Below are 13,759 nucleotides of genomic sequence, written 5' to 3'. Positions count from 1 at the left end.
GGATCGCGGTGAGGACGAGGGGGTCGGGGTCCGCCGGGTCCCAGGGGTCGGCGCGGGTCAGCGCAGCACCACCAGGAAGAGGACCGACAGCACGAGGGACACGATCGCGACCACCGACGCCGCGACGTGGAACCCGCGGTCGGGGCCACCGCCGCGCAGCGCCGGGGGCCCGGCCACGACGAGCGCGGCCAGGGCCAGCGCGATCGCCGCGGGCACGAAGATCAACCCGAAGAGCAGCGACACGACCGCCACCAGCAGGCAGATCAGGGCCCCGATGCCGCGCTCCTCGGTCCGCTCCGGGCGACCTGCCACCGCGTCCCTCACCCCTGCCTCGTCCGATCACCACCGCCGACGTCGGCGGCCGGGGGCAGTCTCGCAGAGGTCCCCGGACGCGCCACCGCCGTGCCCCCCGTGGTGGCCCTCGGGGGCCTGACGGGGGGCACGGCGGGAGGAGGGGCGGGCGGCTCGCTCAGCCGACGCCGATGACGGTGTCGGAGTCCTGGCCGAAGCGGAGCAGGCCCAGGTAGGACGTGCGGGGGTCCAGCGCCGAGGCGTCCCAGGTCGCGGTGACCTGGGCGGCGCGACCGACGCCGGCCTGGACCGGGTCCGGGTAGACCCCGAAGTCGCCGACCCCGGTGTCCTGGGGCCCGAGCGTCCACGCGCTGAACCGGTAGCCGCCGCGGTCGCCGTCGGTGTCGAAGCCGATGAGGGCGGCGACGTACTGACCGGGCTCGGGGGCGCGGACGTCGACGACGCCCCCCGGGTCGGCCGAGGCGGCCCGGCCGACCTCGACCGCCTCGCCGTCGTCGGTGATCCGGTAGACGTAGAGGTCCAGGTCGGCGTCGGCGGCGTCGGCTCGCAGGTCGAAGCGGGCGACCTCGGTGCCCTCCGGCACGACCACGCCGTACTGGGCCATGCCGAGGGTCGACAGGTCACCCGTGAGCGCCTCCGCGCCGACCAGTCCGGTGCTGGTGACGTCGAGCGGACCGCCGACCCCGCTCACCAGGTCGACGTCGACCGCACCCTGCTCCAGCGGGGCCCCGACCGAGGCCGGGGCGGCCGAGTCCAGCGTGTTCAGCGCGATCGGGGAGTCGACGCGCAGCCCGGCCCCGCGCCACGTCAGCGACCCGGTGTTCCACCGGCCGGTGGGGGCGTCGGTGCGGGTCAGGGTGACCCGGAACTCCTTGGTCTGACCCGCGCGGTCGAAGTAGAGGACCTCCGGGGACACCCGGACGGCGAAGCCCGGCACGTCGGCCGAGGAGCTGTAGATCCCCGCCGTGCGCGCGGTCACCCGCCGCGTGACGGTCCGGGTCCCGACGAAGTCCCCGACGGAGATCGAGGCCTGGTTCAGGTCGCTCGGGTCGACCGCGCGGGCACCGGTCCCGGTACGGACCCCGGCCCCCTCGAGGTAGGCGAGCCACTCGCGCGGGGTCGACTCGTAGGTCAGCCCCGGGGTCAGGTACCGCGTCGGGTCCACGAACCCGGCCCCGGCGCTGAACGTGTCGTCCACGACCTGCCCGGCCGCGTCGACCAGCGGGCGGGCCGTCGTCATCAGCGCGCTCTTGACCTGCATCGGCGAGGCCGAGGGTCGCGCCGCCAGGTAGAGGGCGGCCAGCCCGGCGACGTGCGGAGAGGACATCGAGGTCCCGGACTCCGGCGCGAAGTCGTTGCCGCGCAGAGCGTCGGGCGAGTAACCGGCGATGATGCCGACCCCGGGGGCGGCGACGTCGGGCTTGAGCACGTCCCCGTCGGCGACGGTGGTCGGACCGCGCGAGGAGAACCCGGCGATCTGCGGCGTCGGCGTCGGCGTACCCGTCGTGTTCCCCGGCTGGAAAAGCACGTTGGCCCCCCGCGAGCGCGCCACGTAGGCCTTGATGGCCTCGCCGGCGGCGGTGTCGACGTGGATCGTCGGCACGGTGTGGGCGTCGGGGTCCAGGGAGTTCGGGGTGGGGTTGACCAGGATCATCCCCGCCCCGCCGGCTCGGCGGACCTCGGCGGACTTGGCGACCCGGTCGTAGGTGCCGCGGTCGCAGACGACCACGAGGTTGCGGGTGCGGACCGGGTCCAGTGACCCGGGACCGCACAGCCGGACCTCGTCGGCGGTCTTGCCGGGGAACCCGAGCGTGGTCGCCGACCGGAGCTGACGACGGCCCAGCAGCACCTGCTCCAGGCGCGCGCCCACGAACTTGCGGCCGTCGCCGAGCACGATGGTGCCCTCGCGGTCGACCGCGGTGGCCGCGCCGACCGTGGTCACCCACGGGCCCAGGTTGCTGAGGGTGTCGGCGTCGGGACCGGAGTTGCCGGCCGAGGCCGCGATGAAGATGCCCGCCGAGGCGGCCGAGAGCATGGCCAGCTGGATCGGGTCGTCGACGGTCTCGCCCTCGCCGCCGATGGAGAAGTTGATGACGTCGACGTTGTCGGCGACCGCGGCGTCGAGCGCGGCGAGGATGTCCGACGTCGTGCAGCCGGACTCCCCGTCGGCGGAGTCCCAGCAGACCTTGTACGCGGCGATCGAGGCCCCGGGGGCGACCCCGGAGACCGGGCCGTAGGAACGGCCGTCGATGGTGGCGGGCACGTTCGCGTTCCCGGCCGCGGTCGTCGCGGTGTGGGTGCCGTGCCCGTCCTGGTCGCGGGCGGAGGAGTACTCGTCCTCGGCCAGCGGGGCCGCGGCCTCGAAGCCCTCGCTGAAGGCCCGGGCCCCGACGAGCTTGGTGGAGCAGTCGGCGGCGGTGAAGTCCTGGCCCGTCTCGCAGGCCCCGGTGTAGGTGCCGCCGTCGGCCTTGCGCTGGTGGATCTCGCCGTCCGCGGTCCGGTAGGCCTGGTACTCGTCGGCGTCGGCGCGCGAGCCGAGGGCCTCCCCCGCGACCATCGGGTTCTCCGGCCAGATCCCGGTGTCGAGGACCCCGACGACCGTGCCGCGCCCGGCGTCGGCGGGCCCGCCCTGGCCCGCCCAGACGCCACCGGGACCGCTCAGCCCCAGGTAGTCGGCGGTCGTCGCGGCCTGCGGGTGGTAGAGCCGGTCCGGGGTCACCGAGACGACGCCGTCGGCGCCGGACAGCGCGGCCGCCTGCTTGGAGGTCAGATCGGCGGAGAAGCCGTTGAGGGCGACCGTGTAGCGCTGCGCGGGGGTGACGTCGGCGCTGCCCGCGACGTCGGACTGCTCCCGCAGCAACCGGGCGCGGTACTCCTCGGCGTCGGAGCCGCTGGTGGTGACGGAGCCGTCGGCCGACTGCAGGCGCGCGATGCCCGGGACGTCGCCCGTGTAGTCGGCCATCGACGCACCGGCGAGCGCCACGACGTAGCGGCCGGCCGGGAACAGCTTCTCCATCACCTCGGGGCTGAGCGGGCTCGGCCCGCCGGGGGCGGCGACCGCCCCGCCGGCCCCGGCCACCACGATCGTGGTGACCGCGGCGACGGTGCCGAGGAAGCGGCGGCGCGTGGTGCGGCCGGGTCTGGGACGAGAGAGCATGACGCCTCCGCGGGGTGGGTCCCGCGGGCATCCGCCGGACGATGGAGTGAACGTCACCCAGACGGCCGACGTCACGACTGAGAGCAGCCAACCCGGTGCGCAGAGTCGCGTCAAGCCGATCCGCGAGCTCTCCGACACGGCGTCGTGGTCCGTCCGACCTCCCGCTTCCTCACCGCGGGTGCACCGGGCCTGCCTGGCCGTAGTTGTGGTCCGACCCCGGCCGTGGCCCGGTCCGTGGCGGCGGGCGCGTCCGTCGTCCCGCGGCAGCGGGCCCCACCCCGTACCGTCGGACGATGACGTCCGGTTCCTCAGACCTGCTGATGACCCTCGGTTCGGCCGGCATCCTGGTCCTGGCGATCGTCGCGGTCGTGCTGGCCCTGCACCGAGGTGGTCACCTGCGCCGCCGGCGCTGACCCGGCCGCGGCCCGCTCCCGCAGCTCGACGCGGCGGTCGACGCCCCAGACGAGCCCCGCCAGCAGCGCGAGGACCAGACCGGCCCCGCTGACGGCGGGCCACCCCCCGCCCGCCCAGGCCACCGTGCCCACCGCCGAACCGAGGGCCCCGCCGGCGAAGTACGTCGTCATGTAGACGGAGTTGATGCGCGCCCGGGCGTCGGGGGCCAGGGCGTAGATGACGTTCTGGTTGGAGACGTGGGCCATCTGCAGGGCCAGGTCGGCCAGGGCGTAGCCGAGGACGAACCCGACCAGCCAGTGCGCCGAGAGGCCGAGCAGCACCCAGGTGAGCGCGAGCAGGCCGACGCCGAGCGCGGTCGCGAGCTGCACCCGACCGCGGTCGGCCAACCGTCCGGCGGCCCCGGCGGCGAGGGCACCGCCGACGCCCGCCAGTCCGACGAGCCCGATCTGCGCCGAGGACAGTCCGAACCCGGGCCCGGCCAGCAAGAAGGTGGTCGAGGCGAAGAGGGCGGAGACCGAGGCGAAGGCCAGCCCGCCGACCAGCGCCCGGGTCCGCAACCGGGGGTGGGTCCGCACGAGCCGGCCCATCGAGCGCAGCGCCTCGCCCCACGTCCGCCCACCGGCGGGACGGCTCACCGGCAGTCGCCGGTGCAGGACCACGGCGAGCAGCACCAGACCGACCGCGACCACGGCGTAGGGCGCCCGGCGTCCCGCCACCTCGGCGAGCAGGCCGGAGACGCTGCGGGCGAGCAGGGCCCCGACGAGCAGGCCGCTCATCACCGTACCGACGGCCCGACCGGCCTGCCCCTCCTCGGCGAGCTCGGCGACGAACGGGACGAGCACCTGCGCGGCCACGCTGAACAACCCCGCGATCGCGGTCCCCACCAGTAACCAGGCCAGGTCCGGGCTGAGCGCCGCCACCGCGTGACCGGCCGCGGCCAGCAGGGTCAGCACGGTCAGCAACCGGCGCCGCTCGAGCACGTCGCCGAGCGGCACCAGCAGGAGCAACCCGATGCCGTAGGCGACCTGGGCCACCGTGACCGAGACCCCCGCGGCGGCCTCGGACACCCCGAAGGTCCGCGCGAACAGGTCGAGCAGGGGCTGGTTGACGTAGTTGCCGCCGACGGTCAGTCCGGTGGCGACCGCCATGACCAGCAGCAGGCCGCGGGTGAGGACGGGGCGCCCGCTCGGGGCGGTCGGGGATCGATCGGTCACCCGGCCAGCCTGGGCCTCGATCTACATCCTGTCCAAGCGAAGGAACGTGCCCCGACGATCGCGAGAAGCGATCGATCACGCATGCTGGGTCGATGGAGAAAGGCATCACCCCGACCCAGGTGCGCTGCGTCCTCGCCGTGGCCGACACCCTGCACTTCGGGGAGGCCGCCGCAGGGCTGCGGCTGGCGCAGTCGGCGCTGAGCGCCCAGGTCGCCCGCCTGGAGGCCGACCTCGGGGTCCGGCTCTTCGAACGGACCAGCCGCTCGGTCTCCCTCACCGCCGCCGGGGCCGCCTTCCTGCCCCGGGCCCGGACGGTCCTGGCCGAGCTGGACCGGCTGCGGACCGACGTCGTCGCCGCCGGCGGACAGGTGGAGGGTCTGGTGCGGATCGGGACCATCTCGACGCTGGTCGACGTCGACCTGGCCGGTCTGCTGGCCACGCTGCGCGTGCGGCACCCCCGGCTGCGCGCCCAGGTCCACGTGCAGGCCAGCGAACGCACGGTGGCCGACGTGGCCGCGGGCCGGCTCGACCTCGGCTTCACCGGAACCCGCCTCGGGGAGAGCCTCACCGGGGTCGAGATCGCCGTGCTCACCACCGAACCGTTGCTGCTGGCGCTGCCGCCGGAGCACCCGCTGCGGCACCGGCGACGCGTCCGGCTGGCCGACCTGGCCGGGGAGCCGATGGTGGACTTCGTGGCCGGGACCGGCGGGCGGCGCCAGACCGACGAGGCCTTCGCGGCGGCCGGGGTGACGCGCGACGTCGTCGTCGAGGCGTCCTCCGGCGTCCTCCTGCTGGACCTCGTCCGGCAGGGGGTCGGGCTCGGGTTCGTGCCCGCGTCGCTGGCCCGCAGCCTGGTGTGCCAGGACGTGACGACGGTGCCGGTGACCGACGCGCCCGTGCGCCGGGTCAGCGTGGTGCACGCCGGTGCGAACTCCTCGGCGGCCACCCGCGCCGTCCTCGTCGTGCTGAGGGACGCCCTCAGCACGACGACGGACGCCGCCGGTCAGCTCACGGGATGATCAGCCCGGCGGTCTGGGTGCGGGCCTTCTCGAACCGCGAGGCGGCGTCGGCCCAGTTCACGACGTTCCACCACGCCTTGACGTAGTCCGGCTTCACGTTCTTGTAGTCCAGGTAGAAGGCGTGCTCCCACATGTCGAGCATGACGACCGGCACGAGGCCGAGGGCCAGGTTGGCCTGCTGGTCGTACAGCTGGACGTTGAGCAGCTTCTGCCCGACGGAGTCCCAGGCCAGGATCGACCAGCCGGAACCCTGGATCCCCAGTGCGGTGGCGGCGAAGTGCTTCTGGAACTTGTCGAAGGAGCCGAAGTTCTCGTCGATCGCGGCCGCGAGCTCACCGGTCGGCTTGTCGCCACCGTCCGGGCTCAGGTTCGGCCAGAACACCGAGTGGTTGACGTGCCCGCCGAGGTTGAACGCCAGGTTCTTCTCGTGCAGGTTGACCGCGCCCAGGTCACCGGAGTCGCGGGCCTCGGACAGCTTCTCCAGCGCGGTGTTGACGCCCGCCACGTACGTGGCGTGGTGCTTGTCGTGGTGCAGCTCCATGATCGCGCCGGAGATGTGCGGCTCGAGCGCGGCGTAGTCGTAGGGCAGGTCCGGCAGCGCGTAGTCGGCCATGAGCGTCTGATCGTCTCCTCGTCGGTCTCCGAACGGACGGGCCCGCCGGCGTCCGCGCGCGAACGCGGCGGCGCGGGTGGGACCCGGTGTCGACCCTTGCGCAGCCCGGGTGGGTGCGCAACCGGCCACGGGCAGCCTGCCACCGCAAGATCGGCGGCTCGTGTCGGGGGTCTCTCCTACGGTGGTCCCGTGCCCGACACCGCGCCCACCACCCCTCCCGCCGGCCCCCCCGCCGGCCCTGCCCGCACCCCGTCCTCCGACCTCCCGCCCGCCGTGCCCCCGCGCGTGCCGCTGGTCGGTTTCGATCTGGACATGACGCTGGTGGACTCCCGCGAGGGCATCGCGGCGACCCTCCGCCGGACCCTGGCCGAGGTGGGGGTGACGGTCACCGACGCCGACGTGTGGCCCTGGACGGGCATGCCGCTGGACCTGATCCTCGGCGGGCTCGTCCCCGACGCCGCCCCGGCGACCGTGCGCGTCCTGGCCGAGCGCTACCGCGAGCTGTACCCCGGCACGGGCGTGGACTCGGTGACGGCGCTGCCGGGGGCCGTGGCCGCCCTCGCCGGGCCGCACGCGCACGGCGGGCGCAGCGTGGTCGTGTCGGCCAAGCACACCCCCAACGTGCACCGGGTGCTGGCCGCGGCCGGGCTGACCGCGGCGCTCGGGGACGGGGAGGTCGCGGGCGACCTCTTCGCCGAGGCCAAGGGGGTCCTGCTCGGCGAGCTCGGGGCCACCGCCTACGTCGGCGACCACCCCGGTGACGTCCGCGCCGCCCGGGTCGCCGGGGCGGTGGCGGTCGGGGTGGCCACGGGGGCCCACACGGCCCGGCAGCTGCTGGCCGAGGGGGCCGACGTCGTCCTGGCCGACCTCGGGGAGTTCCCGGCCTGGCTGGCCGGGCACGCGACGGAGCTGCGCGGGCCGGTGGTCCCCGATCCCCGCGACGCGGTGGGCCGCACCGCCCGGCAGAGCGTCTAACCTGGGGAGGTCGGCCGCGGCGCTCACGAGGGCGCCCGCCGACCGCAGACATCCTGATCGCCCCACCCGATCACCGACGCTCCACCCAGAGACATCCATCGCACCGGCCGGACCTCCGCACCGGCCCGCAGCTCGAGAAGGTTCCAAGTGCCTACTGGCAAGGTCAAGTGGTTCGACACCGACAAGGGGTTCGGTTTCCTCGCCGCCGAGGACGGCAAGGAGGTGTTCGTGCACGCGTCGGCGCTGCCCGCCGGCACCACGACCCTGACGAAGGGGTCCCGCGTCGAGTTCGGCGTGGCCCAGGGCGAACGGGGCACCCAGGCCCTGCAGGTCCGCCTGCTGGACCCGCTTCCGTCGGTGGCCCGCGCGACCCGCAAGCCCGCCGAGGACATGACGCCGCTGGTCGAGGACCTCATCAAGCTCCTGGACGGCCTGTCCGGGCAGTTCCGCCGTGGCCGCTACCCCGACAAGGCGGCCGCCCGCAAGGTCGCCGCGGTGCTGCGCGCCGTGGCCGACGACCTGGAGGCGTGAGCCTCTCGTGAGCGAGCAGACCGTGACCGCGAGCGGCACCGCCGCGACCCGGGCCCGACGGCCCCGGCGCGCGGTGCTCGACACGGCGGCGGGCGGGGCGGTCGACCTCGCCCGCACGGCCGCGGAGGAGATCGCCGAACCCGGGACCGTGGGCGAGTACGCCGGCGCCGCCGTGGAGGGCGACCGCATCGTCACCCACACCTTCGAGTGCCTGCTGCCCGGCTACCGCGGGTGGCGCTGGAGCGTGACCGTGACCCGCGCCTCGCGCGCGAAAGTGGTCACCGTCAGCGAGGTGTGCCTGCTGCCCGGCGACGAGGCGCTGCGCCCGCCGCAGTGGCTGCCGTGGGCCGAGCGGCTCGCGCCGGGCGACGTCGGCCCGCTCGACGTGCTGCCCCGCCGGGTCGACGACCCGCTGCTCGACGAGGGGTTCGAGGCCACCGGGGACGCCGACACCGACGAGCTGGCCTTCTTCGAGCTGGGCCTGGGCCGCTCCCGGGTCATCAACGAGGCGGGCCGCGCCGAGGCCGCCGAGCGCTGGTACACCGGCGACCGGGGCCCGGGTGCCGAGGGGGCCGAGCGGGCCAAGGCCCCCTGCTCCAGCTGCGGGTACCTGCTCCTGCTGGCCGGGTCGATGCGCCAGCTCTTCGGCGTCTGCGCCAACGAGTGGTCCCCCGACGACGGTCGCGTCGTCTCCCTGGACCACGGCTGCGGCGCCCACAGCGAGACCGACGTGGAGTTCGAGCCGGAGACCCCGGCCGCGCGGGTGGTCGACGACCTCGCCCCGGCCCAGTACGACGTCACCGACCTGACCGCCGCCGACCCCGCCGACCCCGCCGACCCCGCCGACCCCGCCGACGACCGGCCCGGCGGGACCGTCGCCGCGTCGGCGGTCCCGACCGGGGCGGACGCGGTCCCGGCGGACGACGTCGAGGGCGCCACGAGCGAGGGCGCCACGAGCGAGGGCGCCACGACCGAGGGCGCCACGAGCGAGGGCGCGACGACCGAGGCGGGTGCCCCGGTCGAGATCGTGGCCGCGGTCGATGCGGAGGAAACCGCGTCCCCCGTCGACCCCGCTGACGCCGCCCCGGACCAGACCGCCGACGCCGACGCCGACGCCGACGACGCCCCCCACCACGCCGCCGCGGACGCCCCCGCCGAGCCGCAGGACTGACCGGGCCCGTGCCGGGCGTCGCAGGAGCGCGCGCGGAAGGTCCCGGGCCCACCGCGGACCCTTTTGGGACCGAGCGGTGGCGCTCGCTGGTCCTGCAGGCCTGGGCGGCCACGCCGGCGCGGTTCCGGGAGGACGCCAACGCCGAGGAGGACGCGGCCGTCGGCGGTTACCGCGACCGGCTCGTCGTCGAGCTGGCCCAGAACGCCGCCGACGCGGCCGCGCGGGCCGGGGTGGTCGGCGAGCTGCTCCTGCGCCTGGTCGAGGACGGCCCGCACGGCACCCTGCTCGCGGCCAACACGGGCGCCCCGCTCGACGCGGCCGGCGTCCAGGGGCTCGCGACCCTGCGCGCCTCCGACAAGCGCGACCCCGCCGCCTTCGGGCTGGTCGGCCGGTTCGGGGTCGGGTTCACCGCCGTCCTCGCGGTCGCCGAGGAGGTCCGGATCGGCTCGGGCACCGGCAGCGTGGGTTTCTCCGCCGCCGCCACCCGGCAGGCCGTGGCCGGGCGGGCCGACCCGGGTCTGGACGCCGAGGTCCGCGCCCGCGGCGGGCACGTCCCGGTCCTGCGCCTGCCGTTCCCCACGGACCCGGTGCCGGTGCCGGCCGGGTACGACACCGCCGTGGTCCTGCCGCTGCGCGACGGGGCCGCGCGCGCCCTGGTCGAGGGACTGCTGACGGCCGCCGACGACGTGCTGCTCCTCGCCCTCCCGCAGCTCGCCTCCGTGCGGATCGAGGTCCCGGGCACGCCCCCGCGGCGGCTGGAGGCCGTCGAGCAGCGGTGGCACCTGTTGCGCCGCAGCGGTTCGCACCCCCCCGAACGGTTGGCCGGACGCCCCACCGAGGAGCGTCGCCGCCTGGGTTGGCAGCTGACCTGGGCACTGCCCCGCGAGACGGGGTCGACCCCGGCCGGGGTGCTCTGCGCGCCGACCCCGACCGACGACCCGCTCCCCTGGCCCGCCACCCTGCTGCTCACCGTGCCGTTGGGTCCCGACCGCCGCCGCGTGGCGGACTCCCCGGCGACGACCGCGGTCCTCGGCGAGGCCGCACGCGCCTACGTCGACCTGCTCGTAGGCCTGGCCGCGGAGGGCTGGACCGGCACCGCGGACGTCGGGGCCCCGCCGGAGGCGGTCGACCTGCTCCCGCACGGGGTCCCCGCCGACCGTCGCGACGCCGAGCTGCGCGAGCTGGTCCTGGACGCCGCCCGGGAGGTCCCCCTGCTGCGCGCGGTCGAGGAGGTCGACGGGCTGCCGATGACGGTGCGGCCGGCCGACGCCGTGGCCCTGCAGGGTCTCGGGGCCGACGACCCGGCCCTGCTCGCGGCCCTGGCCCCCGTCCTCGCCGGGTTGGTCCCGGCCCCCCGGCACCGGGAGCCGTTGCTGCGCCGGCTGGGCGTGAACCGGCTGAGCCTGGCCGAGGCGCTGGAGCTGCTGCCCACGACCCGACCGGAGGACCTGGGGCCCCTGTACCGGGCGCTGGCCGGCACCGCCCACGACCCCACCGCCCGGGAGGCGCTGAGCGGGCTGCCGGTCCCGCTGGCCGACGGTCGCACCGTGCACGGGGCCCGTGGTCTCCTGCTCCCGGCACCGGGCACCGACCTCGCCCCCGAGGACGCCGTCGTGCTCGCCGGGCACGGGCTGCGCCTGGTCGAGCCGGGCACGGCCCAGGACTTCGGCGACCTGCTGGAACGCCTCGGCGCCCGCCGGCCCGGCGCGGTCGGGCTGCTGGACGAGCCGGCGGTGCGGGCCGCGGTCCTCGCCTCCCCCGACGCCGACGACCCCGACGCGGTGGTCGCCGCCGTCCTCGGCCTCGTCGAGGCCGCCCTGCCCGCGCCCGGCTCCGTGCCGGACGCGGAGCGCACCCGGGCCGCCCGCGAGATCGCCGCCGACCGACCCTGGCTGGGCGACCTGGCCCTCCCCGACGCCGGCGACGACCTCGCCCCGGCCTCGGCCCTGGTCCTGCCCGGCTCCCCCGCGGCCGACGACCTCGACCCCGACGAGACGGCCGAGGTGGCCCCGGACCTGCTCGCGGACCGGGGCGCGGCGGTCCTGGAGGCCGTCGGGGTGCGCGGCGGGACCGCCCTGGTCCGGAGGGCCCGTCTCGACCTGGCCGACCCCGACGAGCTGGCCGCCGCCCGCGACGAGGGCTTCGCGGCGGTCGGCGCCTACGCCCGCGCGGTCTGGGCGGACGTCCTGGAGGACCGGGACCGGACCCTCCCGGGCGCGGAGGAGGCGGTGGTGGAGCTCGCGGTGGCGGTGCGCGACCTGGACCTGCTGCGCTCCCCCGACCCCGCGACGCTGCTCCGCCTGGCCTCGACCCCCGCCGGCGTCGAGGCGCTGACCCGCCCGTGGCGGGTGGCGGGTCGGGAACGTCCGGGGCTGACGGCCTGGTGGTGGCGCCGCCACGGCCCGTTGCCCGCGGTGTCACGGACCCCCGACGGGGGGCCGGACTGGCTGCCGCTCGCCCCGGCCTGGACCGCGGACCTGCCCGCCGCGGTACGACCCGCGCTGGGGGTCCGCCACCTCCCCGGCCCCTGGCGACCGGCGGCGCACGACGTGCTCGACCTGCTGGCGGCCGCCGTCGCGGCGTTGCGCTCGGGCACCCCGGTGCCGGCCCGCGACACGCTGCTGCTGTGGGCGGCGCTGGCGGCCCACGCCGACGACCTGCCCGCCCCCGGACCGCCGCCGGACCTGCCCGTGGCCGAGGGGACGGGCAGCCGGCTGGTGCGGGCGGGGGACGTGGTGCTGGCCGACTCCCCCGCCTGGGCGCAGCGCACCGACCTCGGGCACGTCGTCGCCGTCGCGGCGGGGCGGGCCGAGGCGCTGGCCGACCTGCTCGACCTGGACCTGACCTCCGACCGGGCCGACGGCGACGTCGCGGCCCACGGGGGCCGCCCGGTCGAGGTCCCCGTGGAGGTGCAGCTGCTGCTGCCCGACGCCCCCCCGACCCTGGTCCGGGCCGACGGGGTGCGCGTCGACGGCGTCCCGGTCGGGTGGTGGGTGCGCGGGACCGGTCGCGGGGCCGAGGTCTGGGCCGGCGACCGGGCGGGGGCGGCCGCGGGGCTCGCGCTGGCCGCGGGGGCCTGGGCGGGTCGGCACGCCGTGGCCGACCTCCTCGCCGAGGACCCGGCGCGCAGGGCGGCCGCGCTCGTCGCCGAGCTGCCCGGGTTCGGGGCGCTGGCCGGGCCCTGACGCCCGAGGCCGGCCGGCCGGGGGGGCGGGGTCCTAGTCGGCGGCGTTCGATTCGGTCGAGCGGTGCCGCCGGCGGTGCAGGTAGGCGAGGGCGAGCGCCCCGAGGCCCAGCCCGGCGACGCAGGTCCACGCGGCGAGACCGCGTGGGCCGGGGGCGGACCCGGGAGCCAGCAGCGCGAGCACGAGGAGGACGGCCCAGACCGCCATGCCCACCGCCACCGCCCGCCGGTCGTTGGTGACGACCGGCGGTGGCGGGGTCTTGGCCCGCGACGGCGGCAGGAAGAGGGGCACGGGTCCAGTCTCGCGGCCGCGGCCCCAGGACCGCCAGCCGCCCCGGTCGCGGGGTCTGGTGGGATGAGGCCATGACCTCCCCCGGTGTCCCCGGCCCCACCGCCCCCACGAGCCCGCGCACCGCGCTGGTGACGGGGGCGAGCAGCGGGATCGGGGCGGCCACCGTGCGCGCGCTGGCCGCCGCCGGGTTCGCCACGGTCGCCGCGGCCCGCCGGGTGGAGCGCTGCCAGGAGCTCGCGGCCGAGGTCGGCGGTCGGGCCGTCCAGCTCGACGTGACCGATGCGGCCTCCGTCGCCGCGCTCGCCGAGGCGGTGCCCGAGGTGTCGGTCGTCGTGCACTCCGCCGGCGGGGCCCTCGGGACCGACCCGGTGTCCGAGGCCGACGTCGAGGGCTGGCGGACGATGTACGACACGAACGTCCTGGGGGTGCTGCGGGTGCACCAGGCCCTGCTCCCGGCGTTGCGCCGCAGCGGGAACGGTCACGTGGTCCTGCTGGGGTCGATCGCCGGCTTCGAGGTCTACCCCGGCGGCGCGGGCTACACCGCGGTCAAGCACGCCCTGAACGCCGTGCGCCGCACGATGCGTCAGGAGCTGAACGGCGAACTGGTCCGGGTCACCGAGATCGCGCCCGGAATGGTCGAGACCGAGTTCTCGCTCGTCCGGCTGGGCAGCGAGGAGGCCGCGGCCAAGGTCTACGACGGCCTGACCCCGCTGAGCGCCGAGGACGTCGCCGAGGTCATCGCCTTCGCCGTGACCCGACCGCCGCACGTCGACCTCGACCACGTGGTGCTGCGTCCGGTCGCCCAGGCCGACGCGGCCCACGTGCACCGGGGTCCGCTGCGCGGCTGAGGGCGGCGACCCCCGGACGGCGGAGGGTC

11 protein-coding genes are annotated in these 13,759 nt (G+C 76.6%); 6 read left to right on the top strand and 5 right to left on the bottom strand.

Annotation, left to right across the window (positions count from 1 at the left end; translation table 11 throughout):
- Positions 1-57: 57 nt before the first annotated feature.
- The 3 genes from ACFFKU_RS07745 to ACFFKU_RS07735 form a co-directional block, all read right to left on the bottom strand.
- Complete coding sequence (locus ACFFKU_RS07745) at positions 58-312, bottom strand: hypothetical protein (protein ID WP_380138096.1); 255 nt, start codon at positions 310-312, stop codon at positions 58-60.
- A 157-nt stretch (positions 313-469) separates the two neighbouring features.
- Positions 470-3,469 carry a S8 family serine peptidase gene (locus ACFFKU_RS07740; protein ID WP_380136955.1) on the bottom strand — a complete coding sequence of 1,000 codons (3,000 nt, stop codon included), beginning with the start codon at positions 3,467-3,469 and terminating at the stop codon, positions 470-472.
- Positions 3,470-3,777: 308 nt separating this feature from the next.
- Positions 3,778-5,031, bottom strand: coding sequence for an MFS transporter (locus ACFFKU_RS07735; RefSeq protein ID WP_380138040.1), 1,254 nt, complete (start codon positions 5,029-5,031; stop codon positions 3,778-3,780).
- A gap of 158 nt (positions 5,032-5,189) precedes the next feature.
- On the opposite strand from ACFFKU_RS07735, the gene ACFFKU_RS07730 reads away from it, so the two are divergent.
- Complete coding sequence (locus ACFFKU_RS07730; RefSeq protein WP_380136953.1) at positions 5,190-6,116, top strand: LysR family transcriptional regulator; 927 nt, start codon at positions 5,190-5,192, stop codon at positions 6,114-6,116.
- On the opposite strand, the gene ACFFKU_RS07725 is transcribed toward ACFFKU_RS07730, so the two are convergent.
- A complete protein-coding gene (locus ACFFKU_RS07725) occupies positions 6,106-6,729 on the bottom strand; it encodes a superoxide dismutase (protein WP_380136951.1) in 624 nt (207 codons plus the stop codon). The two genes, ACFFKU_RS07730 and ACFFKU_RS07725, sit on opposite strands and share 11 nt — an antisense overlap.
- 189 nt (positions 6,730-6,918) lie before the next feature.
- Between ACFFKU_RS07725 and ACFFKU_RS07720 the strand changes: the two genes are divergently transcribed.
- From ACFFKU_RS07720 to ACFFKU_RS07705, 4 genes are all read left to right on the top strand, one after another.
- Entirely contained in the window at positions 6,919-7,704 is a 786-nt protein-coding gene (locus tag ACFFKU_RS07720; RefSeq protein ID WP_380136950.1) for an HAD family hydrolase, read from the top strand.
- 147 nt (positions 7,705-7,851) lie between these two features.
- On the top strand, positions 7,852-8,235 hold the full coding sequence (locus ACFFKU_RS07715; RefSeq protein ID WP_380136949.1) for a cold-shock protein: 384 nt from the start codon (positions 7,852-7,854) through the stop codon (positions 8,233-8,235).
- A 7-nt stretch (positions 8,236-8,242) separates the two neighbouring features.
- A complete protein-coding gene (locus tag ACFFKU_RS07710) occupies positions 8,243-9,406 on the top strand; it encodes a DUF3027 domain-containing protein (protein WP_380136948.1) in 1,164 nt (387 codons plus the stop codon).
- A gap of 8 nt (positions 9,407-9,414) precedes the next feature.
- Positions 9,415-12,591: a sacsin N-terminal ATP-binding-like domain-containing protein gene (locus ACFFKU_RS07705; RefSeq protein ID WP_380136947.1), complete on the top strand. Its 3,177-nt coding sequence runs from the start codon at positions 9,415-9,417 to the stop codon at positions 12,589-12,591.
- Positions 12,592-12,624: 33 nt separating this feature from the next.
- On the opposite strand, the gene ACFFKU_RS07700 is transcribed toward ACFFKU_RS07705, so the two are convergent.
- The gene (locus tag ACFFKU_RS07700; protein ID WP_380136945.1) at positions 12,625-12,882 is read right to left on the bottom strand and encodes a DUF2530 domain-containing protein; all 258 of its coding nucleotides are present in this window, start codon (positions 12,880-12,882) and stop codon (positions 12,625-12,627) included.
- Positions 12,883-12,953: 71 nt separating this feature from the next.
- On the opposite strand from ACFFKU_RS07700, the gene ACFFKU_RS07695 reads away from it, so the two are divergent.
- On the top strand, positions 12,954-13,730 hold the full coding sequence (locus ACFFKU_RS07695; RefSeq protein ID WP_380136944.1) for an SDR family NAD(P)-dependent oxidoreductase: 777 nt from the start codon (positions 12,954-12,956) through the stop codon (positions 13,728-13,730).
- Positions 13,731-13,759 lie beyond the last annotated feature (29 nt).

Origin of the sequence: Kineococcus gynurae, from assembly GCF_042433995.1 — a bacterium.
GTDB lineage: Bacteria > Actinomycetota > Actinomycetes > Actinomycetales > Kineococcaceae > Kineococcus > Kineococcus gynurae.
The sequence above is the reverse complement of the archived record's forward strand: the minus strand, read 5'-3'. Positions and strand labels throughout refer to the sequence as shown.